Annotated in this window: 24 protein-coding genes; 15 read left to right on the top strand and 9 right to left on the bottom strand. The window is 64.9% G+C overall.

Features of this window, described 5'->3' with window-relative positions; translation table 11 throughout:
• Window positions 1–94 precede the first annotated feature (94 nt).
• On the bottom strand, window positions 95–979 hold the full coding sequence (locus tag SOM26_RS03750) for a LysR family transcriptional regulator (RefSeq protein WP_320451407.1): 885 nt from the start codon (window positions 977–979) through the stop codon (window positions 95–97).
• A gap of 166 nt (window positions 980–1,145) precedes the next feature.
• On the opposite strand from SOM26_RS03750, the gene SOM26_RS03745 reads away from it, so the two are divergent.
• From SOM26_RS03745 to SOM26_RS03705, 9 genes are all read left to right on the top strand, one after another.
• Window positions 1,146–2,216: a catalase family peroxidase gene (locus SOM26_RS03745; protein WP_306996648.1), complete on the top strand. Its 1,071-nt coding sequence runs from the start codon at window positions 1,146–1,148 to the stop codon at window positions 2,214–2,216.
• Complete coding sequence (locus tag SOM26_RS03740; RefSeq protein ID WP_320451406.1) at window positions 2,213–2,809, top strand: cytochrome b; 597 nt, start codon at window positions 2,213–2,215, stop codon at window positions 2,807–2,809. The genes SOM26_RS03745 and SOM26_RS03740 overlap by 4 nt, the downstream gene beginning before the upstream one ends.
• Before the next feature lie 114 nt (window positions 2,810–2,923).
• Window positions 2,924–3,811: an SDR family oxidoreductase gene (locus SOM26_RS03735; protein ID WP_320451405.1), complete on the top strand. Its 888-nt coding sequence runs from the start codon at window positions 2,924–2,926 to the stop codon at window positions 3,809–3,811.
• A 407-nt stretch (window positions 3,812–4,218) separates the two neighbouring features.
• Window positions 4,219–4,596 carry a DUF333 domain-containing protein gene (locus SOM26_RS03730; RefSeq protein WP_320451404.1) on the top strand — a complete coding sequence of 126 codons (378 nt, stop codon included), beginning with the start codon at window positions 4,219–4,221 and terminating at the stop codon, window positions 4,594–4,596.
• Window positions 4,597–4,765: 169 nt separating this feature from the next.
• The gene (locus SOM26_RS03725) at window positions 4,766–5,269 is read left to right on the top strand and encodes an RNA polymerase sigma factor (protein ID WP_320451403.1); all 504 of its coding nucleotides are present in this window, start codon (window positions 4,766–4,768) and stop codon (window positions 5,267–5,269) included.
• A gap of 34 nt (window positions 5,270–5,303) precedes the next feature.
• Entirely contained in the window at window positions 5,304–6,230 is a 927-nt protein-coding gene (locus SOM26_RS03720) for a FecR family protein (protein ID WP_320451402.1), read from the top strand.
• The gene (locus SOM26_RS03715; protein ID WP_320451401.1) at window positions 6,206–8,626 is read left to right on the top strand and encodes a TonB-dependent receptor; all 2,421 of its coding nucleotides are present in this window, start codon (window positions 6,206–6,208) and stop codon (window positions 8,624–8,626) included. Before SOM26_RS03720 ends, SOM26_RS03715 begins: the two co-directional genes overlap by 25 nt.
• A gap of 40 nt (window positions 8,627–8,666) precedes the next feature.
• Complete coding sequence (locus SOM26_RS03710; protein WP_320451400.1) at window positions 8,667–9,422, top strand: putative hemolysin; 756 nt, start codon at window positions 8,667–8,669, stop codon at window positions 9,420–9,422.
• Window positions 9,423–9,646: 224 nt separating this feature from the next.
• Window positions 9,647–10,414: an outer membrane protein gene (locus SOM26_RS03705; protein ID WP_320451399.1), complete on the top strand. Its 768-nt coding sequence runs from the start codon at window positions 9,647–9,649 to the stop codon at window positions 10,412–10,414.
• Window positions 10,415–10,602: 188 nt separating this feature from the next.
• Here SOM26_RS03705 and SOM26_RS03700 read toward each other — a convergent pair whose 3' ends face one another.
• Window positions 10,603–11,043, bottom strand: coding sequence for a winged helix-turn-helix transcriptional regulator (locus tag SOM26_RS03700; RefSeq protein ID WP_320451398.1), 441 nt, complete (start codon window positions 11,041–11,043; stop codon window positions 10,603–10,605).
• 70 nt (window positions 11,044–11,113) lie between these two features.
• On the opposite strand from SOM26_RS03700, the gene SOM26_RS03695 reads away from it, so the two are divergent.
• The 3 genes from SOM26_RS03695 to SOM26_RS03685 all read left to right on the top strand — a co-directional run bounded on the left by SOM26_RS03695 (window position 11,114) and on the right by SOM26_RS03685 (window position 13,616).
• Window positions 11,114–12,070 (top strand): aromatic alcohol reductase, encoded by a 957-nt coding sequence (locus SOM26_RS03695; RefSeq protein WP_320451397.1) that lies wholly within the window; start codon window positions 11,114–11,116, stop codon window positions 12,068–12,070.
• 110 nt (window positions 12,071–12,180) lie between these two features.
• Window positions 12,181–13,029, top strand: a complete 849-nt coding sequence (locus SOM26_RS03690) for an aldo/keto reductase (protein WP_320451396.1) — start codon at window positions 12,181–12,183, stop codon at window positions 13,027–13,029.
• 26 nt (window positions 13,030–13,055) lie between these two features.
• The gene (locus tag SOM26_RS03685; RefSeq protein WP_320451395.1) at window positions 13,056–13,616 is read left to right on the top strand and encodes an NADPH-dependent FMN reductase; all 561 of its coding nucleotides are present in this window, start codon (window positions 13,056–13,058) and stop codon (window positions 13,614–13,616) included.
• A 16-nt stretch (window positions 13,617–13,632) separates the two neighbouring features.
• Here SOM26_RS03685 and SOM26_RS03680 read toward each other — a convergent pair whose 3' ends face one another.
• Window positions 13,633–14,247, bottom strand: a complete 615-nt coding sequence (locus tag SOM26_RS03680; RefSeq protein WP_320451394.1) for a TetR/AcrR family transcriptional regulator — start codon at window positions 14,245–14,247, stop codon at window positions 13,633–13,635.
• Window positions 14,248–14,294: 47 nt separating this feature from the next.
• Between SOM26_RS03680 and SOM26_RS03675 the strand changes: the two genes are divergently transcribed.
• The gene (locus SOM26_RS03675) at window positions 14,295–15,140 is read left to right on the top strand and encodes an oxidoreductase (protein ID WP_320451393.1); all 846 of its coding nucleotides are present in this window, start codon (window positions 14,295–14,297) and stop codon (window positions 15,138–15,140) included.
• 427 nt (window positions 15,141–15,567) lie between these two features.
• Here the strand turns inward: SOM26_RS03675 and SOM26_RS03670 are convergent, their stop codons facing one another.
• The 4 genes from SOM26_RS03670 to SOM26_RS03655 are packed head-to-tail and all read right to left on the bottom strand — an operon-like array spanning window position 15,568 to window position 21,558.
• Entirely contained in the window at window positions 15,568–15,825 is a 258-nt protein-coding gene (locus SOM26_RS03670; RefSeq protein WP_320451392.1) for a hypothetical protein, read from the bottom strand.
• A 6-nt stretch (window positions 15,826–15,831) separates the two neighbouring features.
• Complete coding sequence (locus tag SOM26_RS03665) at window positions 15,832–19,095, bottom strand: error-prone DNA polymerase (RefSeq protein ID WP_320451391.1); 3,264 nt, start codon at window positions 19,093–19,095, stop codon at window positions 15,832–15,834.
• Window positions 19,095–20,915, bottom strand: coding sequence for a Y-family DNA polymerase (locus SOM26_RS03660; RefSeq protein ID WP_320451390.1), 1,821 nt, complete (start codon window positions 20,913–20,915; stop codon window positions 19,095–19,097). Before SOM26_RS03660 ends, SOM26_RS03665 begins: the two co-directional genes overlap by 1 nt.
• The gene (locus SOM26_RS03655) at window positions 20,797–21,558 is read right to left on the bottom strand and encodes an ImuA family protein (protein WP_320451389.1); all 762 of its coding nucleotides are present in this window, start codon (window positions 21,556–21,558) and stop codon (window positions 20,797–20,799) included. The genes SOM26_RS03660 and SOM26_RS03655 overlap by 119 nt, the downstream gene beginning before the upstream one ends.
• A 462-nt stretch (window positions 21,559–22,020) precedes the next feature.
• Between SOM26_RS03655 and SOM26_RS03650 the strand changes: the two genes are divergently transcribed.
• Both SOM26_RS03650 and SOM26_RS03645 read left to right on the top strand, forming a co-directional pair.
• The gene (locus tag SOM26_RS03650) at window positions 22,021–22,647 is read left to right on the top strand and encodes an SOS response-associated peptidase (RefSeq protein WP_320451388.1); all 627 of its coding nucleotides are present in this window, start codon (window positions 22,021–22,023) and stop codon (window positions 22,645–22,647) included.
• Window positions 22,648–22,649: 2 nt separating this feature from the next.
• Window positions 22,650–23,630, top strand: a complete 981-nt coding sequence (locus SOM26_RS03645) for an MBL fold metallo-hydrolase (protein ID WP_320451387.1) — start codon at window positions 22,650–22,652, stop codon at window positions 23,628–23,630.
• 389 nt (window positions 23,631–24,019) lie between these two features.
• On the opposite strand, the gene SOM26_RS03640 is transcribed toward SOM26_RS03645, so the two are convergent.
• Both SOM26_RS03640 and SOM26_RS03635 read right to left on the bottom strand, forming a co-directional pair.
• Entirely contained in the window at window positions 24,020–24,898 is an 879-nt protein-coding gene (locus SOM26_RS03640; RefSeq protein ID WP_320451386.1) for a 3'-5' exonuclease, read from the bottom strand.
• A gap of 26 nt (window positions 24,899–24,924) precedes the next feature.
• Window positions 24,925–25,692 (bottom strand): hypothetical protein, encoded by a 768-nt coding sequence (locus SOM26_RS03635; protein WP_320451385.1) that lies wholly within the window; start codon window positions 25,690–25,692, stop codon window positions 24,925–24,927.
• Between the last annotated feature and the right edge of the window lie 58 nt (window positions 25,693–25,750).

The following is a 25,750-nucleotide window of genomic DNA, read 5'->3' as shown; positions in this document are numbered from 1 at the left end:
GATCGAGACCACAACCTCAATCAGCTGATTTATGGCGAGGAGCCGGTTCCGTTAGGCTGGCGGATGCGTGCGAGCGTCCCCTTCCCTCCGCGTCCTACTTCGGGTTCTTCAAGTGGTCGATAAGGGACCTGAGCGCGGCGGACACATGCCGACGCCCGGAATAGTAAAGGAACAGCTCGCTGAACTGTGCGCGATAATCGGGCAGGCATCGGATCAGCCGTCCGCTGTCGATATGCGCCCGCGCGCCCTCTTCGAAAACGAAGGCAAGGCCGGCACCTTGCAGGGCGGCTTCGATCATGAGCGATTGATCGTTGAGGATCAGCGACCCCGTGACGTTCGTCTTGCTGATCTGGCCGTTACGCTCGAACATCCAGGGTGTCAGAACGCCGCTCGGTAGCCGGTACAGGATACAGCGGTGGTGGACGAGGTCGTCCGGGCTCATCGGCAGGTCCCGCCCGGCCAGATAGGCGGGCGAGGCAAGAACTGCGAAGTGGAAGGCCTGGTTCAGGCGCACCGCGATCATGTCCTGCTGCATGGCGATGCCGAACCGGATACCGGCGTCGAACCCCTCGGCGACGATGTCCACCATTCGGTCATTGGAATCGATTTCCACCGACAAGCGGGGATAGGTCGAGGCCAGCGCGGTGACCGCGCCGATGATGCTGACGCTGACCGAACGGGGGACGGTGAGACGAAGCGATCCGTGCGGCTCGCCCCGGAAATCATCGACGGCATCGACGGCCTGGTCGAGTTCGCCCAGGGCCTGCTTGGCACGGGAATGTAAGAGGCGGCCAGCCTCGGTCAGCGAGACGCTCCGCGTCGTCCTGTTGAGCAGCCGAACCCCCAGCCGTTCCTCCAGCGTCCGTACCGCGTGGCTGAGCGTGGACCGTGTCACCCCGCGATCGAGAGCGGCCCGCTGAAAGCTGAGCCTGTCGGCGACGGCCACGAACGCGGCGATTTCCTGGAGATTTCGGCTCATTGTTCGATATCATTCAACAGCTTATTCGGGATTGTCCATCTAATCCTTCCGAATTTTCACGGCTAGAACGCGCATGTCAGAGGCAGGCCAGCCCCCGCCGGGATGATCGGCTTGCCTCTGAATGTGCCACCCGGATCGGCTGTCCGACCGGTATCAGGAGTCGTATATGGCTGACCGCCATTCGTTGAAACGCGCCTGGCTTCCGCTGGCGAGCATCGCGGCGATCGCCGGATCGCTGGTCGCGGCCTTTGCCTGGAGCGCCGGACTGGTCGGCAACCGGATCACCACCGCGACTTTCCTGGCCGATACGCCCAAACCCTTCCCGGCGGGCTATCGTCGCGCGCATGGCAAGGGCATCTGTTTCGATGGAGTCTTCCATGCGAGCGGTGCCGCTGCGTCAATTTCGACATCGCGGGTGTTTTCACAAGCGCAGGCACGGGCCATCGGCCGTTTCTCAATCGGGACGGCGGATCCCTATGCGCCGGACAATTCGACGCGCACCGTCAGCATGGCCATGCTGATCACCGCCGATGACGGTGAACAATGGCGCATGAAAATGAACAACGAGCCGCTCTTCGCGACCCATGATGCGAAAGGCTTCCTCGCCCGAATTGCCGCCTTTGCGCCCGATCCGGCGACCGGCCAGCCCGATCCGACGAAGGTCGCGGCGTTCTACCGAGATTATCCCGAAGCCCGCCGCGTCATCGAAGCGAAGGCCAAGGCGCCGTGGCCGAGCAGCTTCGCGGGCGCGCAATATCATGCCATCCACGCCTATTTCTTCATCGGCCCCGACGGGCGGCGCCAGCCGGTGCGATGGAGGTGGCGTCCCCATGCCCCATTTACCGGCTGGAGCGTCGAGGAACGCGCCAAGGCCGATCCCGATCACCTGTTCAAGGATATCGCCGAGCGCCTGACACACGGGCCGCTGCGCTGGGACCTCGTGCTGCAACTGGCGGAGCCGGGTGACCCGGTCGACGATCCGTCGCAGCCCTGGCCCGCGACACGCCGGCAGATCGTCGGCGGCACGTTGGAGGTCACGCGCGTGGTCGACCAGGCCAAGGGCCTATGCCGGGATATCAATTTCGATCCGACCCTCGTGCCGAAGGGCATCGCGCTCACGAACGATCCGGTGCTGGCCACGCGTGGCGGGATCTACGCGCATTCCTACAATGCCCGCCTCCGCGAGATCGGCTATGGTCGTGCCACGGATGCGGTCGGCAGGGGAGCCGGTCGATGAACGACAGCGTGTCCGATGCCGCACGGGATGAAGACCAAGCGCAATGCGTCGAGGCGGACCGAGGGCATTTCAACGTCCTGGCGCGGGTGCTGCACTGGGGGATGGCGGCGGCAATCTTCGCCATGCTCTTTATGGGTGTCGGCATGACGACGTCGCTGACCTGGCGTCCGGTGCTGCTCGACCTGCACCAGCCGCTCGGGCTCGCCATCCTGCTGCTGGTCGTCGTCCGGCTGGCCAACCGGTTGCGTCACGGCGCCCCGGCGCTACCGCCCGAGACACCCCGGCTCCAGGCGCTGGCGGCGACCGCCAGCCACTGGATGCTCTACGGCCTGATGGTCCTGCTCCCGCTGATCGGCTGGGGGATGCGATCGGCCGGGGGCTGGCCCGTCAGGATGATCCAGGGATGGAATTTGCCGCCGATCGCCCCGACCGACCCGACGCTTTATGCCCTGTTGCGCGATGCGCATAGCATTCTGGCGTGGTTGCTGTTCGCGGTGGTGATCGCGCATCTGTCGGCGGCTTTGCTGCACGGCTGGATTTACCGCGACGGGGTGTTCTCGTCGATGGCGCGGGGCCCGGCGCGTTCCGCTTAGCCGACCCGCCTGACGTCGCCCGGCCCGCACACCGCTTTTCCGCAACTATTTTCCCGGCCCTCGGGCCGAACACCGACACGGTCGGAGAAAGAGCAGTACGTCATGGCAATATTGTTGACCGGAAGCACCGGCCATACGGGCATGGAAATTGCCCGCATCCTGGCGTCGCACGATGTTGCGGCGAAGGCTCTGACACGCTCGCCCGACAAGGCCCGCTTGCCCGCCGGTGTGACGCCGGTCCGGGGCGACCTGTCCGATATCGAGGTCATGCGCGACGCGCTTCAGGGGATCGAAACGCTTTTGCTGCTGGCGCCCAATGTGCCGGATGAGTTGGATCAGACACTTACGACGCTTGCCCTGGCACGGGATGCGGGCGTGCGCGGGATCGTCTATCTTTCCGTCTTCGAATGCGATCGTCATGCCGACGTTCCGCATTTTGCTTGCAAGGTCGCAGCGGAACGGATGATCGAACAATGCGATCTGCCCGCGACGATCCTGCGCTCCGCCTATTTCATGCAGAACGACCTGGAGCAGAAATCGCCGCTCTTGGATCATGGGGTCTACGGCATGCCGCTGGGGCATGTTGGCATGGCCGCCGTCGATACGCGCGACCTTGCCGAAATCGCGGCCATGCAGCTCCTGCGGCGCCACGCGGCCCCGACCCAGCTGGCGCGGGAATGCCTTAATGTTGTCGGCCCGGACGATCTGACGCCGGAGTCGATCACGCAAATCTGGAGCGACGCCCTGGCCCGCGATATCGCCTATGCCGGTGATGATCTGGACGCGTTCCAGGACCGGCTCAAGCCGTTCGTCCCGGCCGGGTTCGCCTATGATCTGGGCCTAATGCTGCGCGCCTTCCAGCGTCACGGCGCCCGCGCCAGTGTGGAAGACCGTGCGACCATGTCGAGACTGCTAGGTCGCCCGCCTAGGCGCTATGCGGCGTTCGCCGCCGAGACCGCGAAGGCCTGGGCAAGCGCGTCGACACCGGTTCGGTGTGACTGAAACGGGACGGTCATCGATCCCTCGCGCGGTGCGTAGTGGCCGGATCATTCGGTGGCATAGGCGTGGCCTTCCTCCTTCGTTCTAGCAAATGAGCGACGGCCGAGACGTCTAGGGCTATGTCATATGGGATGGTGAATCGAGAATGCGCCGCCTTTCTCGCAACAAGATGCCTGAGAAGCTTGCCCGTTCGCGCAATTGCTGCCGGTATGAGTAAGGGATGTAGCCGTTCATTCGATCGGACGTTCCGATAAACAGGTGCTGATCTGCATGGGAACATGCGCCGCTCGCTGCCCCTCGCTTTGCTGAAACGCGTCCAAGGCAACTCCACTTCCGCTCCGTCCATCGTGTGAAGGCGGCGGGAGGTCTCGCGTGCCACCCTTGCCCAACAGACGGGAGATGGAACGGTGATGCGTCGATGGGTCTATGCCGCGATCGGATTGCTCGTTTGTACAGGTGTGCCGGCGCTGATTCTGGTCAGTGCCAAGGCGTTCGCGCGGGTGCCGGGGGCCGGTAACGCATCCGGTGTCTGCGTCAGCACCGGCGGGGTGAGCATCATTGTCAATGGCGGCGGTTACTGTCGCTTCCGGGACGGACGCCTCGTCGACGAGAGGTTGCTCTTTCGCCGTCGGCAAGACCGGGCGGTCATGCCCAACCCCGCCAGCGTCAATTGCGGGCGATACGGAGGCTGGGTGGAGGTGTTGAACGGGCCGGGAGGCCAGACGGGTTGCTGCCATCTGCCGAACGGCGCTATCGTCGAAGAATGGGCGCTTTTCCATGTGCGTTGATGTCGGGAGCGCGGTCCGATCTGTCCGCGAAGACGCAGCCGTATCGCGATCACCGATAGACCACGCAGCCTCGGTCTGGCCCCGCAAGCAACACACGGTGCGCTCGAATGTCTTTCTAAAGGAACATCCACTAAGAGCCCCGGTACGCTCCACTCTCAAGTTAGTGCCGATGTCATCAAACGGGCTTGAATCAGTCTATCTCGCCAATCGTGACAAAATCGTCCGGTTTCTCGTCGCGCGTGGCGCTGGCGATGCCGCCGAGGATTTGACGAATGATCTTTGGGTAAAGATTTCAACGCTTTCACCGGGGCCGATCGCCAATCCTGTGTCGTATCTGTTCCGCGCGGCGGATACGCTGATGATCGATCGCTACCGCTCACGACGACAGGCGGAGCGGCGGGAGCAGGACTGGTACGACCTCGGCAGCGATGGTGAGGCATCGACCCAACCGGCCGGTGAGCGGGTGATCGGCGCCCGGCAGGAGGTGGCGAAGGTCGCGGCGGTATTGGCCAGGTTGGGGACGCGCCGGGAAACGGTCTTCCGACGTGCGCGAATCGACGGCGTGTCGCAACGGCAGATCGCATCCGAACTCGGCGTCAGCCTCAGCACGGTGGAAGCCGATCTGCGGATCGCGACCCGCGCATTGATCGAATTGAAGGACGAATTGCGGTGAACATGACGATCGCTCGTCCGATGAAGGATATGGTATGATGACCGGCAGGAAGGTCGATGCGCAGGCGCTGGAATGGGCGATCCGCGCCTCCGATCCCGAATTCGACGATTGGGACGGACTGACCGGATGGCTGGAGGCCGATCGGCTCAACCATGATCGGTACGACGATGCGCTGGCCGCGATCGCCGATGCGCGCGACAGCGTCGCCGCGACACCTGTCCAGACCGCGCGGGTCGCGGCCAATGACGAACGTCCGACGCGACAGGGCTATTGGCGCTGGGGGGGCGGAGCGATCGCTGCAACGCTGGTGGCGGTCGTCGGGATTTCCGTCTGGAACGATCGGGCTCAGCCCTATGCGGTGGAAACCGCACCGGGCGAGCAACGCTCGGTGCAACTGGCGGATGGCAGCGAGATCATCCTGTCCGGAGGCTCGCGCGTGACGCTCGACCATTCGGATGTGCGGACCGCCAGCGTGGATCGCGGCCAGATGCTGTTCCGCATCCGGCACGATGCGGCGCATCCCTTTCAGGTGACGGCGGGTGATACGCGGATGGTCGATCTGGGGACGGTCTTCGACGTCACGCGCGATCCGGGCCGGACCCGTGTCGCCGTCGCCGAAGGCGCGGTGATGGTCGATCCACAGGGCGCGAAGCTCCGGCTCGATCCCGGCCAGGCGGTCGTGGCAACTGGTGGCGAACTCCGTCGCCAGCGTTCGGAGGATGTAGGGGGCTGGCGCGAAGGGCGGTTGACGTTCGATGGCGCGCCGCTGTCCGATGTCGCGCGTAATCTCAGCCGTCAGCTCGGTCGCACGGTTCGCGTCGACGCGGCCATCGCCGATCGGCCTTTCAGCGGGACGATCGATATCCGTAACCTGAAGGACGATCCGGCACTGCTGGGCCGCCTGCTGGCGGTGCGGGTCCGTGTCGACGGTAGGGCATGGGTGATGGGCAGCGATCGGTGAAACAGGGCGCGGCTGCGGTCGTCATAGGGCTGCCCGTCGCCATGATCGCGGCGGCTCCGGCGTCGGCACAGACCCTTTCGATCGATCTGCACGCGGGCCGCGTCAGCGAGCAGGTGACGGCGCTCGGCCGCATCGGCGGGATCAGCGTCGTGGTGACGGACGCACGCCTGTGGTCGAGGTCGGTGCCCGCGCTGCACGGACGGATGACTGCGGTCACGGCGCTACGTCTGATCGCGACGCGCTGTGGCGGTGAGGTCGAGGCGATCGATAGCGTGCTGTTCCGGATCGTGCCCAGGCGTGCGCCAGCGCACCACCCCGCTCCACCAAGACCGCGTCCAACGCCAGCGGAGACGCCATCGCCTGCCCCCCCCGCGCCCGACATCATCGTCATCGGCAGCAAGCGCGATCTGCCATTCGGCCAGACCGCCGGGCAGGTCGTGCGCGTGTCCGGACAGGACCTCGATTTCGGCGGTGCCGGAGGAACCGAACGGCTGACGTCGCGCCTGACGACCGTTGCCTCCACCTATCTGGGGGCGGGGCGCAACAAGCTGTTTATCCGGGGCATCGCCGATTCCAGCTTCACCGGTCCGACCCAGGCGACGGTCGGCCAGTATTTCGGCGACCTGCGGCTCGGCTATAATGCGCCCGATCCCGACCTTCGCCTTGCCGATCTGGCGGCGGTTGAGGTGCTGGCCGGGCCGCAAGGCACACTCTACGGCGCGGGGTCGCTGGGCGGACTGATCCGCCTCGTTCCCAATGCCGTCGAACTGGATCGGACCGGCGGTTCGGTAGCGGTCGGCGCTTCGGCCACGACCTACGGCGCGCCAGGCTTCGACGCGCAGGGCGTCGTCAACCTTCCGATCGTGACCGACAGGCTCGGCATCAGGTTGGTCGCAACGGCGGTCGAGGACGGCGGTTATATCGACAAGCCGCTGCTCGGCCGCAACGATGTCAACACGACGCGGATCGCCGGTGGTCGCGGCACCCTCCATTGGAAACTCGGCGATGGCTGGAGCGCGGAGCTGATCGGCATCGGTCAGCGTATCCGGGGAGCCGACAGTCAATATGCCGATCGCGATGCTCCGCCGCTCACGCGCGAAACGCGACTGGTCGAGGGGTTCGGCACCGACTTCCGGCAGGGGCAATTCGTGCTGGGCGGCCGGATCGGCGATGTCCGGCTGCGGTCATCGACCGGCATCACCGCGCATGATCTGAGGGAACGCTACGACGCAACGATGGTCGGGGGTGATCCGACGATCTTCTTTCAAGCCAATCGCACGCGTATGGTCGCCAACGAAACCCGCGCCTGGGTGACGCACCGGGACGGCTCCGGATGGCTGCTCGGCATGAGCTACACTGACAATCGTACCCGATTGTCGCGTGCTTTTTTGTCATCGACCGAGCGCACGCCACTTGCCGGCGTTTCGAACACCCTCAGGGAAATTACCGGTTACGGCGAGGGCAGCGTCCGGGCGACATCAGCGATCCTGTTGACGGGCGGCCTTCGCGTCAGCCGTTCCATGCTGACCGGCGCGGCGGAGAATGCTCCCGTGCAGGCGCTGCCTGGCCTGTTCGATACGGTGGCGACACGCCACGAATGGTCGGTATTGCCTTCCGCCTCGGTCCTTCTCGATCTTCAACCGGGTGCGGCCATGTTCCTGCGCTATCAGCAGGGGTTCCGACCGGGCGGCCTCGCGGTCGACGACCAGTATGTCCGCCGCTTCGACAGCGACCATGTCGCGACGATCGAGGCGGGCTATCGTCTTGGCCGCGCCACGCGCGATCCGTTCGCCTTCTCGCTCACCGTTGCCCATACCGACTGGCGCGATATCCAAGCCGACTTCCTCGATGGTGGCAGCTTGCCCTCGACCACCAATATTGGTGACGGCGACATCTGGACCGTCGAGGCGGCCGGTTCGATACGACCGGTGACGGGGTGGCGGATCGAGGCCAGCATCTCCCTCAACGACAGCAGCATCAATGAGCGCAAGCCGATCGTGCCGCCCCTGAAAGGGACGCCGACCGATACGACCGGCGTCGCGACGCGTCTGGGGCCGATACCGAACGTCGCCAATGTCACCGCACGTCTGGGGATGGTCTATGAGGCGGCGCTGACCGACAGGGCGCAGCTGAAGGTCGATGGCTGGGCCCGCTATGTCGGTCTGTCGCGACTGGGGCTGGGTCCCGTTCTGGGGGAAGATCAGGGCAATTTCATCGACAGCGCCGTCAGCGCCCGCATCGGGTGGGAGCGTTTCGGCGTGACCGCCGGCGTGTCCAACATTCTGGACGTACAGGGCAACCGCTTTGCCTTGGGCACCCCCTTCTTCACGGGCAAGGGGCAGATTACGCCGCTTCGGCCGCGAACCTTCCGCATCGGGCTGGACGCCGCCTTTTAAGGTTTCTTCACGGTATCGGCTGCGCCGCTCCGTCATCACGGTGCTGGCACCGGCAGCCAATGGCCGTGTCAGGCAAAGCGGACGGCATGTTCAGACGCCGGCAATGCCGGCGAACGAATGGATCGATCGCCATACTTGGAACGCCGAACCGGACAAACAATCCGGCTTCGCCAGTAGGAACGAAGATATGAAGTTTGTAGCATTGATGGCCACGGGGGTGGCTTCGGCGGGAGCGGTCATGCTGTCCGTTCCGGCGCATGCGGCCCAAAAGACGGTCGAGATTGCCAATCCGGCCTCGACCTATTGTGTCTCGATCGGCGGCACGTCGTTCGTGCGCAACACGCCATCGGGCGCTGTGGGCTATTGCCGTCTTCCCAACGGGAAGGTCGAGGACGAATGGACGCTGTTCCGCAACAGCCAGAAGCGTTCCCCCACGCGTCGCAACGACGCGCATATGGGCAATCCTGCCGCGATCCATTGTTCCAGCATTGGCGGGACCAGCCTTACGCGGCGGACTTCGCGTGGGGACGTCGCGCTCTGCCGGTTGCGGAACGGCAAGACCGTCGATGCCTGGAATCTGTTCCGCAACGCCAATGGCAAGGACCATGACATGCATCCCCGGAATCGCCGCGCCGACATGACCAATCCGGCCGCCTCCTATTGCATCGAGCGCAAGGGAACGCTCGAAGCGCGTCAGGAAGCGGGCGGCACGACGACATATTGCCACCTGCCGGACGGTCGCGTGGTGGAGCAGTGGAAGCTCTTCCGCGAACAGCCAAACGGTCGCACCCGCTAAACGCCGCTGAGGTGGGCCGCGCGGTTGGGCGCGCGGCTCATAGGGCCGTTCCCCTTGTCCCTTTGACGCTGGGATATTGCCAGAAAGCGCATCGATCTCGCCTACCGGAAAAAAGTTCGAGGCAGGCCAAGGCAATTCGAAACCGGTGCCGTCTTGTGGATGTAGGGGGACGCAAACTGGTGCGGCTCGCTCGACCACAAGTTCCATTTCGAAGGACGATTTCAATGACTCTGGTTAGCACGTTCGCGCCCGCTCACCGCGGTGCGCGCCGGACCTCGGCCGCCCTGCTCGCGGGCTTCGCCGCAGCGATCGTCGTGGCGGCTCCCGCTGCCGCGCAGCAGGCCGAACCGGGTGCCTATGTGGTCGCCCGTGCCGGTGCGCAGGTCGATTCCGACGTCAAGCCGACCCAGGTGCTGGCAAAGGGCCAGACGGTGGCCAAGACGACCCCGACGCTGCCCAGGAATGTCGACCACAATGCCGGCTTCACGGGCGAACTCGGCATGGGCTATGATTTCGGTGGCGTTCGCCTTGAGGGTACGGCGGGTTACGACACCGCCAATGTCAACGTGAAGGCGCTGAGCGACAAGAAGTATGCAGGTGCGGGCCGTACAAAGTCCTTCGACCTAGGCGTTGCCGCTTATGTCGACCTGGTTCGTGACGGTCCGTTCAAGCCATTCGTTGGCGGCGGTATCGGTGCGTCGCGAGTGAATTACTCGGTCGACCGTCACTCGGTGGACAAGACCCGCGGCACACTGAAACCTGCGGTCGGTATTATCGACAAGGACTGGGGCTTCCGCTGGCACCTCGATGCGGGCGTCAACTACGACATTGCGCCGAAGACCTCGATCGAATTGCTCGGGCGTTATGCGCAAACCTCCGGGATGAAGGTCCAGGGTACGGCCATCGACGAGAATCTCACGCGCCAATCGATGGATTACAAGCTGAAGAACACTTCGACCTCGATCATGGTCGGCCTCCGTCAGAAATTCTGATGTCGGCTTGACCCTGAGTGAAGGCGCTGCTCCCGGGTTGGGAGTGGCGCCTTTACGCGTCAGTGTGATCGCCGTCTGAAAGAATGGTGGTCAAATCGGCCGCCGTTTTCTCACAAGGGAGTGGTTGGTGAGGCGGCCGGGACGTTCCCAATGGGATGGTATTTCGAGACAAAGCATGAGGCGGCGCTTCAGTCAGGCCTCTCGTCTAGATGGTTCCGGTCGAATGCGTCTCGTGAGGCGCGAAAGCTATCGACGTTCCCCACGATCCACGTCCACAGTGGAACGAGCCTGACCAAGAGTTCTAGGCCTGTGCCGGACAGCGAATATTCGACGTGCGGCACGATCTCATCGAAGTCGTGACGTATCACCAGCCCGTCGCGTTCCAAATGCCGCAGGGTACGGGTCAACATCCGTTGTGTGATGCCGTGCATACGTCGGCCGATCTCCGCGTGACGAAGCTGGCCGTAGACGCCGAGCGTGTGAATGACGCCGAGCGACCACCTGTTGCCTGCATGGGCAAGCACCTCACGCCGCACCCCGTCGTCGTCATCGCGCAGGCCGTCACAAACCGTCTGGGAGTATCGGAGGATGTCCTCCTGGCTCAGGGAATTAATGGCAGTATCACGCATGTACCCATCTTTCGCGCTTGTTCGCAGCTTGCCAGATCACCGGCAACCAAGGTGAAAACGAGCAAGAACGATGAACGATACACCCTCCACCGTGAAGTCACGGAACATCCTCGTCCTGGGTGCAGGCGAGCTTGGCATGCCGGTGCTGCGCAACCTGGCACGGCGCGCAAAGGACATCGACGGCGCGAAGATCAGCGTCCTGCTGCGCGAGAGCGCTATCGAGAGCGGCGATCCTTCGAAGCAGCGTGACATCGCTGAAATCCGCGCGGCGGGAATCGAAATCGTCCCCGGCGATCTGGTGAACGATACGATCGACGAACTGGCAGAGCTGTTTGCGCGCTACGACACCGTGATCGGCTGCGCCGGCTATGCGGCGGGGATCAACACGCCCATGAAACTCGCCAAGGCGGCGCTGCAATCGGGCATCCCCCGCTACTTCCCTTGGCAGTTCGGCGTCGATTTCGAGGCGATCGGTCGCGGTGGTCCGCAGGACATTTTCGATGCCCAGCTCGACGTGCGTGAGCTGCTGCGTTCGCAGGATAGGACCGAGTGGGTCATCATCTCCACCGGCATGTTCATGAGCTATCTCTTCGAGCCGGACTTCGGCGTCGTCGATCTGGAGAACAGCGAGGTGCGCGCCCTCGGTGGCTACGACACCGCCGTCACGTTGACGACGCCGGACGACATCGGCGTGCTGACCGCTGAGATCGTGTTCTTCGAGCCGACGATCCGCAACGAGATCGTCTTCCTTGCCGGCGACACCGTGACCTACGGCGAGGTTGCGGACAAGCTGGAAGTGGCGTTCGGTCGTCCGTTCAAGCGGTCGGTCTGGACCGTGCCTACCCTCCTGGAGGAACTGGCGAACGATCCGAACAACATGATGCGCAAGTACCGCGCAGCTTTCGCGATCGGACGCGGGATGTCGTGGCCGAAGGCAGGTACCTTTAACGATCGACAGGGCATTCCGGTGACTGACGTCGCAGCCCTGATCGCTTCCGATCTGCTGGCGGCACAGCAGGACAAGTGATGTGAACCGGGTGGCACCAGCGCCGCCCTCAGCCAAATCGATATGCCCAAGGCTGTGGGGCTGGTGTCATCGCCAGTACCGCTCCCTGCGCGCCGTATCCGGAGACTCTCATGGATAATACCGCACAGACACTGCCGTTGCGCGATGGTGCCGCCATCCCGCAAATGGGCCTGGGTGTCATGTACGTGCCCGAAGGAACGCTGCCCGCGCTGATGCGCGAGGCGGCCAAGGTCGGCTACCGCCACTTCGATACCGCGACCGTCTATGGCAACGAGGGCGAGGTCGGTGAGGGCCTGCGCTCGCTCGACCTCGACCGCAGCGAGGTCTTCGTGACCACCAAGTTGCAGGACGGCATGCACGGATATGACAATGCCCTGCGGGCCTTCGATGCCAGCGAGGCGCTGATCGGGTCGATCGACCTCTATCTTATCCACTGGCCGCAGCCCGCCAAGGACCTGTATGCGGAAAGCTGGCGCGCGCTGGTGCGCTTGCAGGAAGAGGGCCGGGTCCGCTCGATCGGCGTTGCCAACTTCACGCCCGACATGATCGATCGCATCACTGCCGAAACCGGCGTGGCGCCGGTCATCAACCAGGTGGAGCTGCATCCACGTTTCCAGCAGCGCGAACTGCGTGCCTACAACGCCGCCAAGGGCATCCTTACACAGGCGTGGAGCCCACTGGAGCACGGCCTGATCCTGAAACAGGAAGCGGTGATCGAGATCGCACAGCGCCTCGGACGGTCGGCTGCGCAGGTAGTCCTTCGCTGGCACATCCAGAGCGGCCTCGTCGTGATCCCGAAGGCAGCGGACGCCAAGCATCTGGCCGATAATTTTGCTGCCTGGGACTTCGAACTGTCGGAGGCGGACATGACCCGCATCTCTGCGCTCGACCAGAACCAGAGCTCGTTCGGCCTCGACCCCAATGTCTACCAAAGCGACCGCGGGCGCATCGAGGCCTGAGCCGCCATCATTTCGAAAGACTATTTATGACCTATCGTATTGCCACCATCATCGGCAGCCTGCGCGCAGACTCGATCAACCGCCGCGTCGCAGACGCATTGATACGTCTCGCCCCGTCGAACTTCGATTTCATCGATGTGCCGATCGGTGACCTTCCGCTTTACAATCAGGACGATGACGCAAACCAAAGCGCGGCGGTGCTCCGGATGAAGGCTGCCATCGAGTCTTCGGATGGCGTCCTCTTTGTCACGCCGGAGTACAACCGCTCCATACCCGGTGCACTGAAAAACGCTCTCGATCACGGCTCACGCCCCTATGGCAACAACTCATGGTCGGGTCGTCCCGCAGGGATCGTCGGCGTTTCCCCCGGCGGCACCGGTACAGCCGTCGCGCAACAACATCTGCGCAGCGTCCTCACGTTTTTTGACATGCCGATGTTCGGACAGCCTGAAATTTACATTCAATGGCAGCCCGATCTGGTGAGCGAAGACGGCATTTTTGCCGAGGGGAGCCAAGCTTTCTTCCAGAACTGGATGAGCACCTTCACCACGTTTGTGATGAGAAACCTCGTCCATCAGAAGGGATGAACCGAACGTCCTGGGTTTAGGCTGTTAACGGCGGTTGCCACTCCTGTGTGGAGCGCATCAGTGCGTCCGCGATGGCAAGGGCTGCCTCACGAAGTTCGTCGTCGGGTAGCTCGCCAGCGCACCAAAACGATAGGGCCCCGCGGAAGGCGAGAGCAAGATGGCGAGGCAAGTCGTTTGGTAACTGCCCACGCGAAACTCCGACACTGTCCTCGCCCGTCAATGCGAGCGCCCAAAGGGCTGCGGATCGTTCCAAGGCATCGGTCTGGGCCAGGCCAGCGGTCCCGATCGATCCCATCACGGCGCGGTTCACATCCGGCTCCTCCAGCATGACGGCGACCGCGACCGTGACCGCCAGCCTGACGCGGCCTGCCCTATCCGCTGGCGGCGTCGCCGCGGTGTAGCGCATCGCCATCGTCTCGATCCGTCGGCCGGACAGCGCGTGCATGACCCCTGCCTTGCTACCGAACTGGTTGAAGGGGGTGGCGAAGCTGACCCCCGCCTCGGCCGCCAGATCGCGCATCGAAAATCCGGCCTTGCCTGAGCGGAGCAGCCGTTCCGCCGCTTCGAGCACCCGTTGGCGGACGGGTTCTCCCCGTTCGCCAGGGGAGCCGCTGGGCTTGCTTAACGTCATACGCACCTATATCATGATATACTTATCCGGTTTTACAGGGTTATCGTATGAACGCCGCGTCGCCAAAGACCTTCCTCATCACCGGTGTCAGCTCGGGCCTCGGCCGCGCCTTCGCGAAAGGGGCGCTCGATGCCGGGCACCGGGTCATCGGCACTGTCCGGCGTGAGAGCGACGCCGATGCGTTTGCGGCGCTCGATCCCGATCGCGCTCATCCGCTGGTACTGGACGTGACCGACTATGCCGCCATCCCTGACGCCATCGCCCGCGCGGAGCGGAGGGCGGGTGCGGTCGACGTGCTGGTCAACAATGCCGGCTATGGTCACGAGGGCGTGGTCGAGGAATCGTCGATCGACGATCTCCAACGCCAGTTCGCCGCCAATGTGTTCGGGCCGGTGGCGATGATGAAGGCGGTGCTCCCCGGCATGCGCGCGCGGCGAGCGGGCCATATCGTCAACGTGACGTCGATGGGCGGGTTCATCACCATGCCGGGGATCGGTTTCTACTGCGGCAGCAAATTCGCGCTGGAGGGTATTTCGGAAGCGCTCGGCAAGGAGGTCGCCGGCTTCGGCATCCGTGTCACCGCGCTTGCCCCTGGTCAGTTCCGCACCGATTGGGCGGGGCGCTCGATGGACCGCACGCCGCGCAGCATCCCCGACTATGATGCGGTCATGGACCCGCTGCGCGCGGCACGGCAGGCCAAGAGCGGCCATCAGCCGGGCGATCCGGCCAAAGCCGCGCAGGCGCTGTTGGCTCTGATCGACGCGGAAACGCCGCCGACGCGGCTGTTCCTCGGGGCCGACGCGCTTGGCCTGGTCGATCAGAAGCTGGAGGCGATGAAGGCAGAACGCAACCGTTGGGACCAGCTCTCCCGGTCCACAAGCTTCGCATCGTGACTGGCCGCGGAGTTAGACGACATGGGGCGGCTGCGCGAGCGGCTGACCGCGATGACTGTGTCGTGAGCAACGGATTTCGACGGTCTTCCCGAAAAGGAACGGCCAGTGAGAATACCATGTCGATGGCTCAGTCGATCCGCTCCCAGTAAGCCCGTTTTCCCAAAATCCGTTCCCAAAACCGTTTTCCCAAAATGGCTTGGTCGACATGGAGTTACGGGAATGGAGGAATGCCCGATCGAAGTCGGGCGCCGAGGAGGAACTGGCGGGCAGTTGCCGGAGGTCACGGGCAGGGAGCGGTCCTCCGAGACACTCGCGCATGGAATGGCGAGTCATATCGACTGGATCCAGCACATACTTCACCGGACCCGCGGAAGGCGGGTGACGGCGATCATCGGTGGAGCCGGCACAGGCGCCCGTGTCCGGATCGTCATCGCCTGGTCGAACCGAGCTGGCGCGCGATCCCGTTCAACGCGGCGGTGCACCCTTGCGCCCTGCCGATGTCGTGCTCCGTGCTGGCCGAGTTCCAGAACATGTCGAGCGGCCAGCGCTCCGGACAGTGCGCGATTAGGCATCGCAACGCGAGACGGACCTCAATGGTGTCGACCCTGCCTCTACCCGACCTCGCCGCAGCCGAGCGCAGGATGTCGAGCGACAGCTCGATGATGATCCGCTGATGACGCGACATGGGCGATCAATGGAAGTCGCGGGACTTCACCCGCACGACGGCTTCCGGATCCATGCCGGCGGCGTGCGGTGGCCAATAGCTGTCGCGCGGCCCCGGTCTCCAGCCCGCATCGCCGCGATCGGGCGAGCCCGCATGCCGGGCGCCGTCGCCGCGCCCGGTCGCATGCGGGAAGTCCATCTGCCCGACCTGGGCGAGCAAGGGTCCGTGATCGACGATCCGGTCGCAGATGACGTGGATCACCTCCCCTTCCTTCTGCACCCTCCCCTTCATACCGATCATCGCCGCCGACATGACCGTGCGACGCTGCGCTTCGAAGCGATCGGGCCAGAGGATGCCGTTGGCTATGCCCGTCTCGTCCTCGATGGTGATGAAGAGGACGCCCTTGGCCGAGCCCGGCTTCTGGCGGACCAGGATGATCCCGGCGACCTCGACGTGGCGACCGTCCTTTACGTGGGCGAGATCGGCGCAGCGGACGATGCCGCGCCGGGTCAGGTCGGAGCGTAGGAAGGCCAGCGGATGCGCGCGCAGCGACAACTGCAGCGCACGATAGTCCTCCACCACCTCGCGTCCGTCGGAAAGCGGCCGCAGCGACACGTCAGGCTCGACTCCTTCCGGACTGAAGGAGGCTTCGCGCGCATCGGCGGCGGCGAACAACGGCAACGGCGCATCGCCGAGCCCCTTCACCTTCCACAGCCCCTGGCGACGATCCTCGCCGAGGGCATGGAACACGTCGGCCTCGGCCAGCCGTTCGATGGCGGAGCGCGGGACGCCGGCGCGGCGCCACACCTCCTCGACAGACCCGAAGGGCGCGTCCCCCCGCGCCGCTACGATCGCCGCACCATGCGCGTTGGCGAGTCCGCGAATCTGGCGCAGTCCCAACCGGACGGCGAGGTAGCGGCTGACGGTCGGCTCCAGCGTACAGTCCCAGCGGCTCGCATTGATGCAGGCAGGCCGCACCTCGACGCCGTGTTCACGCGCGTCGCGCACGACCTGCGCCGGTGCATAGAAGCCCATTGGCTGTGCGTTGAGCAGCGCCGCGCAGAAGACGTCGGGATGATGGTGCTTCATCCAGCAGCTGGCATAGGCGATCTTGGCGAACGAGGCGGCGTGGCTCTCGGGGAAGCCGTACGAGCCGAACCCCTCGATCTGTTTGAAGGTGCGCTCGGCGAAGTCGCGGGGATAGCCTCGACTGACCATCCCTTCGACGAGCTTGTCGTAGAAGTGGCTGACCCCGCCGGTGAACTTGAACGTCGCCATGGCGCGGCGGAGCTGGTCCGCCTCGACCGCGGTGAAGCCCGCGCCAACGATCGCGACCTTCATCGCCTGTTCCTGGAACAGCGGCACGCCCAGCGTCTTCTCAAGCACCGCGCGCAGTTCGGGACGCGGATAGTCGGGCTTCTCGCGTCCCTCGCGACGACGAAGGTACGGGTGGACCATGTCACCCTGGATCGGCCCCGGCCGCACGATCGCCACCTCGATGACGAGGTCGTAGAAGCGCGCTGGCTTCATCCGAGGCAGCATGCTCATCTGCGCGCGGCTCTCGATCTGGAAGGTGCCGAGCGTGTCGGCCTTCTGGATCATCGCATAGACGTCCGGGTCGTCGTCCTGCAGGTCGGCCATGCCGACGCGGACGCCCTTAGCCTCCTCCAGCAGGTTGAAGGCACGGTTCATGCAACCGAGCATGCCCAGCCCCAGCACATCGACCTTCATGAACTTCAGCGCGTCGATATCGTCCTTGTCCCATTCGATCACCTGCCGGTCGACCATTGCAGCAGGCTCAATAGGTACGAGATCATCGAGTCGGTCTTGCGTCAGCACGAAGCCGCCGGGATGCTGCGACAAATGCCGCGGTACGCCGATCAGCTGGCGCGCCAGCTGCAGCGCAAGACGCAACCGCCGGTCGTTCATGTTGAGGTTGAGTTGCGCGACCTGCTTCTCGCCAACGCCCTCCTGGCTCCAGCCCCAGACCAAGCCGGCGAGTGCCTTGGTGAGGTCCTCGGGCAGGCCGAGCGCCTTACCCACCTCGCGCACCGCGCCGCGCGCGCGATAGCGCGTGACGACCGCGGTCAGCGCGGCATGGTTGCGGCCATAGGTGTCATAGATCCACTGGATGATCTCCTCGCGCCGCTCATGCTCGAAGTCGACGTCGATGTCCGGCGGCTCTCGGCGTTCGCCAGAGACGAAGCGCTCGAAGAGCAGCTCATGCTTGATCGGGTCGATGCTGGTAATGCCGAGCACGAAGCAGACGCAGCTGTTGGCGGCGGAGCCACGTCCCTGACAAAGAATGCCCCGCCGTCGGCTTTCCGCGACGATGCTGTTCACGGTGAGGAAATAGGGTGCGTAGCCCAACTCGCCTATCAGCGTCAGTTCGTGACCGATCTGCTTGACGTACGCATCCGGTACACCGTCCGGGAACATCCGTTCGATCGCCGTGAGTGTCAGCCGTTCAAGTGCCTGCTGCGCCGTCAGCCCTTCTACCACCCGCTCGTGCGGATACTGGTAGCCGAGTTCGCCGAGGTCGAAGATGCAGGTGCGCGCGATCGCACCGGTGGCGGCGATCGCATCGGGAAATGCGGCGAAGCGGCGTTCCATCTCGGCGGGGGATTTGAGGTGTCGGTCGGCATGCCGCTCGCGCCGGTAGCCGAGCATGTCCACCGTGCACTTCTCGCGGATGGCCGTGACGACGTCCTGCAAAAGCCGAGCCTCGGGGGCATGGTAGAGGATGTCGCCGAGCGCGACCGCACGCACGCCCACCTCTCCGGCCAGCGCGGCGAGGTCGTGCAGCCGCAACGCATCGTTGGGTCGCCGGCGGAAGGCGAGGCCGCAATAGCCTCGCCCGCCGAAGATCTCGCGGAGCTCGACAAGATGCGCCGCAGTCATCGCATCCGCCTCGCCCGGCAGCAGGATCGCGACCAGCCCGTCGCTCCACGCGATGACGTCGCTCCAGCCAAGCGTGCAGCCACCCTTGCCCGCGCGCGATTTGCCCAGCGTCAGTAGCCGCGTGAGCCGCGACCATGCGGACCTGTCGGTCGGATAGAGGAGCAGCGCACGTCCGTCGTCCAGATCGACGCGGGCACCGGCGATCATCCTGACGCCAGTCGCCTTCTGCGCCTCCCACGCCCGCACCAGACCCGCGACGCTGCCGCGATCGACGATGCCGAGTGCGGAATGCCCCTGCAGTGCAGCGGCGGCGAACAGTTCGTCCGGGCTGGACGCGCCGCGCAGGAACGAGAAATGGCTCGTCACCTGAAGTTCGACATAGGTCGTCATCAGCCGAACAGCCCATGGAGGTACCAGCTCAGATCACCGGTGGCCGCGTCGACGCCGTCTCCACGACGGAACAGCCAGAAGCGCGCGCCGCTCTCGTCCTCGACGCGAAAATAGTCGCGCACCGCCCAGACCTCGCCGTCGCGAAGCCACCATTCGCCGTGGATCCGCTCCGGCCCGTCCCCCGCGACTACCGAATGGACGCTCCCCCGCCAAGTGAAGCGACGCGGCGGTGCATCGGGCAGAAGTGCGATCACACCTGTCAGCATCTCGGGCCGAAGCAGAAGGCGGACGGGACGCTTCCACGATGGCCAGCCCGCCGGTGCGGCGAGCGGCGGAGCCCGCCGCACCGCACGTTCGGGTACGTCGCTCTCTACCGGGGCGGTGGTGAACAGCGCCGCTTCACCGACTCTGCCGGCGATCTGGTCGACCAGCGTCGCGACGTCGGGCACCACCTCCTCACCCGTCAGGTCGCCTGCCACCACGGTGGCGCCCAAGGGATCGGTCCGGGTCGCGGCGAGCCGCATCGTCTCGATGCCGTCGCCCGGATCGATGTGCTCGATGCGAAGCTGGAACAGGCGCGCGAGATGGGCTACGTCGCGGGTCGCACGGGCGGTTCCTATCGCGAGCCGCTGTTCGCTGCCGTCGAGCCGTTCCGCCACCAGCAACAGTCCGCGTACGCCGAATCCTCGCCCCTGCAGGACGAGCATCATGTCCGCAAGAAGGTCGCCGATCACCTGCGCGATCGCTTCCGCCGTGCCGATCGGCTCGAGCAACTGACGCAGGACGACGGGCGTCTCCTCCGGCACGACCGGCACGATCGGCTCCGCTACCCGGCCGAGCGCTTCGTCCAGCCGGCGGACGCTGGCGAGCCCCAGCCGCCTCGCGAGCGGCCCGCGCGGCAGCGAAAGCAGGTCGGCGATGCGATCGAGACCGAAGCGCTGCGAAGCCGTTATCGCGTCCGGCGTCAGACGCAGTGCGGCGGGTGGCAACGCACCGATCGCCTGAGCCTCGCCGCCGCCCGGGACCGAGGTCACCACGTGGGGTCCGTAGCGCGCCAACGCATGCGCCGCCCCGGGCGTACCAGCTACCGCGACCCGCGCGGTGTATCCGAAGCGCTGGCAGAAGCGGACCAGCCGCGCGCAGAACCGTGCTTCACCGCCATGCAGATGAGCCGCACCGGTTAGATCGAGCCACAATCCGTCCTCACCGCTCGGAGCGGCGGTCGGTGTCCAGTGCCGGACGGCGTGCATCGTTAGGCCGTCCAGGACCGCAGCGTCCGCTGCCGGATCGGCCGGGCGGACGTCGATATCTGACACCAACGCGCGCGCTTGGGTGACCGCCATACCCGGCGACAGGCCGAGCGTGAGCGCCGCCGGACAGGCTGCCGCTATGATCTGCCGCTGTCCTATCGTCGCGGCCAGGACCAGTGGCACCGTATGAACAAGGGAGGACGGTGACGACTTGCCGACTGCGCCGGAGGGCGAAGGCCTCTTGAAGGGATGATCCGCCGCCTCCGAACGGCGGCCCAGTTCCCGCATCGTCGGTCGTTGGTGAAGCGGAAGCGCCATCGCTTCGTCGGCTATCACGGCGCGAGCATCCTCGGCCCGTGCCCAGCGCGCACCGGGTCGCCAGCCGCCGCCCCGCGGAACCGAGCAGGTGCCGGGGTCGTCGTCGACCGGCAGCAACGGCAGTGCCGGAGCGTCAGGCAGCGCGCGCGGCCGCTCCAGCCGCCGCAACCGCTCGATGGCGAGGTGCGGCAGGTAGAGCGAGGCGACCCGTGGCATCGCATGCCTCCACTTCGAGAGAGAAGCCCGGCCCACCGCGCTGGCGAGCGAGCTCGACGGTCCAGCGCGGCCGGCCGACGCCCGCCGCGTGCAGGGGCGCCGATGGCGCGCAGGCGACCCGCCATCGGGTCATCGCCGCCGATGGCTCGCCGAGCGGGCATGCGCCCGCCCTGCGCCAGCGGCGGGAGAGAAGTGCGGGCGCCCCGCCCGCCGTCGCGGCAAGCTGCAGGCGCCGGGTGGCCACCATGTCGGCGCGCTTCACCTCTCCGACGACGGCGGCGACGCCCCCGTGACGCAAGCCGTCCTCCATCACGGCCAGCACGTCCCGATCCTCCCGGACCTCGGCGAAGAGAACGGCCGATGCATCAAGTCCGGCCTGCTCCAATCCCGGGGCGTACAGATCGAAGCGGGTCACGACCCACAACACGCGCCGGGCGCGGGCGGTCGACGCACGGGCCGCGATACCGACCACGAAGAGCGTCGCGGCCGCATCGTCCGTCAGCGTCGACGTGGCCGGCGATACCTCGTGCAGACCACCGAGCGTCAATCCACCCGCCGCGAGACGCGCATCCATCTCGTCGATTTCGAACGGCATGACCGCCTTGTCGTCGGCGTACGACACCCCTGCACCCTCGCGCAGGCGGGCGATCAGCTCATCGCGCTGGTGGTTGGTGAACATAGTTGCTCCGACTCGTTTGTTCGCTTTATGTTCCAGAAAGGTAGATGGTAGGTCAAGGCGTTACGAGGACGATGCGGGTGAACCGAAACGGGATGCAGGCCGCGAACGATGTGGCGTGGGAGCGGGATCAGGGCTGTGATCACGTTGGCCGGCGTCTGCGCACCCTCGAGCAGTGCGCGCTTCACAAGCGGACGCTGCGTCTGTCGTGTCCGCGCTGCGATCATGGTCGTGTACTCGATGCCGTATGCCTGTGGTGGCTGTTCAATCGCCGCGGTTGGGACGACGCGCTCGACGCCGTAGCCAGCCATCTACGATGCGCTCGATGTCACGACGATGGAACGACGACGCGGCCGCGCATCACCGTGGGCCGGGAGCCTCCGACCGGCGAGGCGCTACCCTATCCGGACGAAGCGAGTTGGAAGAGGCTTGTCTCGCGCTACCGGTCATGATCGAGATGCAGGCATGTGCAACCTCTACAATTTGAAGGTCGATCCGCGATCGTACTTCGATGCGCTCGCCGCCGTCGACGACGCGACGAACGTATTGGCGGTTGAGAAGGACTACGCGGCACCCGGCAAACCCGGCTACGTGGTCCGACACCAGGATGGGCGGCGAGTGCTGAGCACGATGCGCTGGGGCTTTCCGACACGGAAGCCCCGGAAGCGTCCTGCCCGGGAGGGTGAGCTGCCGTACCTCTACGACTGGTGGACCAACGCGCGGAACATGCAGAGCAGCATGTGGAAGCCCTGGCTGATGCGAACGGAGCATCGCTGCCTGGTGCCCTTTACCCGTTTCTCAGAGCCCAAGACCGCCGCCGACCGTCGCGACAAGGGTGACGTCAACTGGTGGTTCACGGTCGAGGACCAGGCGATACCGTGCTTCGCGGGCTTGTGGAAGATCGATCAGGATCATGACCGCGTCTACGCGTTCTGCACGACCGAACCGAATCCTCTCGTCGCGCCCAAGCACCCCAAGGCGATGCCGGTGATCCTCCTCCCGGAGGATCAGGAGCGATGGCTGACCGCTCCCGTCGGCGAGGCTTCGAGCTTGCTGGCCGCCTATCCCTCGCAGCTGATGAGCGTCGGCTGATCATGGCCCGTAACCGATACCATGACGACCCGCCGAGCGATCACTTCGATGGCACCCGCTTCTTCAACCCCGGCCAGGAAAGCACGGATCGCGGACTGCGCGCCATGCTGCGCTGGAAGCTCGCCGGTACCGCGGCGAAATGGCCACCGATGGTACAGGTCACTCCGGCGATCCCACGGATGCGGGTCGAGGGACTGACCATCACGATGGTCGGTCATGCTTCGCTGCTGATCCAAGCGGCGGGCATGAACATGCTCACCGATCCGGTATGGTCCGAACGCGCCAGCCCGTTCCGTCGCTTCGGACCGAAGCGCGTCACTGTGCCGGGGATCGCCTTTGAAAGCCTGCCTCCGATCGATGTCGTGCTGCTGAGCCATGCCCACTACGATCACCTCGATGTCGATACACTCCGGCGGCTGCACGCCGCTCATCATCCGCTCATGGCGATGCCGCTCGGCAACGATGCCGTCGTACGTGCCGCTGTGCCCGGAGCCCAATGCATAACCGGCGACTGGTGGGACCGACTGGATGTCGGAGCCGGAATCTCGACGACGCTGACACCAGCCAACCACTGGTCGAACCGCTGGCCGAGCGACACGCGCATGACGCTTCGGAGCGGGCATCATCTGGACACGCCCGTCGGTTCGATCTGGTTCGTCGGCGACACCGGCTACGGCGATGGGCGAATCTTCGGCGAGATGCGCGAGCGGCTCGGAGGACCCGATGTCGCCCTGATCCCGATTGGTGCCTATGCGCCGCGCTGGTTCATGGCCGCGCAGCACGTCGATCCTGCCGAAGCGGTGCGGATCTTCACCGACGTCGGTGCGACACGCGCCCTAGGCATCCACTGGGGCACGTTCCAGCTCACGGACGAGGCGCGCGAAGCACCTGTCGACGAATTGGCGAATGCTCTGACCGATGCCCGCATCGCACCTGATCGCTTCGTCGCGGCCCAGGCGGGTGGTACCTACCACTTCGGATAGGACAAAAGTACCCACCGTTCGCCATGATCAACGCCAGACATCGGAACATGCACAATCGATGGCCGCCTGCGCGACGTTCACATCTTACGCCGCAAACCGACACGTCGAAACTTTTGGCTTCGCCGAAGCGGAATATCGGTGCCTTCTCGGCCTCGGATCATTGCCGGATGATCACTGCCAGAGAATGGCAGTTCTGCGGTTTGAGCGCTTTCTGGTTCTCGACCTCTAAAATCTCAACATGATCGTATCTGGCGTGGCCGATCGAGATGGTTACTTCGGTATAATGAACCACTCCCCCGTTTTGGTCCGCCAGTCAGAATGACTGCATTCAATGGTTGGAAGGTCGCCCAAAGACCCCTTATCCCCTTGAAGCAGCCCACTGGGAAAGGTCAAGAACCGGCGGCATAACGTTCGACCCACGTCACTCTGCGCATCCCGGGTTTCCGCCGACCGCCATACAGCATCAGGGAAGCCCAGTCCGCCTCCTCTCTTGCGAGTTCGTCGGCGACCTGTGCCGACCAGACACGCCGTGCCCCATCCCAACGGTAGCCGCGTTCCTTCAGCACTTCTCGCGCGGTGAACGGCGCGTCCTGCGCGTCGACGATCCACGTTGGCTTCCTCGCATTGCCGATCATACGTCCAGCCACCGTGCCCCCGAAGTCGTCGAGCGGATGGGATAGGAGATGCAGCAGAGCGGTGACATCGACCTCGGCACGGTGGGCGTCGTAGAACCATCCCATCCGACCCAGCAGCGCCGACAGCGTCCGTCCCTCGTAGCCCAGTTCCCTCCAGTCGACGTCGGCCAGGGTGCAGGCCCAAGGGCGCCCGGCCGCCATCGGGAGCCGTTTTTCGAGGAAGGGTCGGTCGAACGCCGCATTGTGGCTTACGACGAAATCGGCCGTCAGAATCATGCAGCCGGCTTCTCCGTCGGCTATCGCCCGTCCGGCCACATCGGCGTCCGTAAGACCCGTGACCCTGGTGATACTCGGCGGGATCGGCTCGGACGGCTGCTCCAGCCACGTCCGCGGACGTCCGGTCTCGACGATCCGATGCTGGGCATCGAGACGGAATCTCTGGATGGCGAGTTCGATCACCTCGTGTCTTGAATGATCGAGCCCCGTCGTCTCGACGTCAACGGCAACTCCGACCAGCGAATTGCTCCTGTCGATCCGCGTCGGTCGCCGATCCATTCGTCTGATGCGACGAAGGACCCGATAGTCATCGTGACGATCCAGCGCGCGAGCAATGACTTCGGGTTCGATCGGCACGCCGATCAGGTCGGTACGGGGAATCCTCACGCGGAGAACCGCTGTTCCAAGACCACGTCGAGTCCCGTAGCCAGGGGGGAGGACGGATCCTCGGCCACCAGCAGGAGCATGTCCGCCATGGCGGGGCTGATCATGGCAGTGGCCAGCGCCGTGGTCTGGTCGAAGCCGGCATGATAGCTGGCGGCCATCGCTGTCCGAGTGCCGAAGCGGCCAACAACGCGCTCCACCAAATCCTCTTCGCGATCGGTCACGAGCGCGTAGAAGGCGAAGAGCCGCCCACCGTCCTGCTGGGCGTCGACCCAGCAGGTCAGCAGCTTCGGGTTTCGTGGCGAAGGGAACGGTACGACCACGTCATCCATCCGCCGTTCTTCGGCGTCATCGATGTCGATGGCGCCGTCGTCCGCGAGAAGATCGTCGACGTAGGCCGGTTCGGCGTCGATACCAAGACCGAGACCGTGCAGGACGACGTTGCGGTTGAAGGCGTTCAGATCCTGACATGCATCGATCGGGCAACGGTCATCGAAGACCGTACGGGGAGTCATCATCCACGCCGCTGGATCATGCGTCATGCCGTCCAGAGCGAATCGCGCGCCCACCTCGGTAGCCGCGATGGATAGGCGCAGGAGACGGCGGCAGGTCGTCACGACCACCTCGTCGTCAGCGGCATCCGGCTCCAGCGGATCGATGTCCCAACGGCTCGAGCGGGTGGCGGTCACCTCGTGCCGAGGCGTCGTGGTGACCGTTTCGTACCCGAACCGGTCGATCTGCTGCATCTCCATCGTGACGATCTCCACCTGCCGCGGGTGACATGGACCCGCAGCCGAGAGATAGGACAGATTAAAAATGCGTCAA

It is taken from the genome of Sphingomonas sp. CFBP8993 (assembly GCF_034044895.1).
In the GTDB taxonomy this organism is placed as follows: Bacteria; Pseudomonadota; Alphaproteobacteria; order Sphingomonadales; family Sphingomonadaceae; genus Sphingomonas.
Note: the sequence above shows the minus strand (reverse complement) of the source record. Positions and strands in the feature narration are given on the sequence as shown.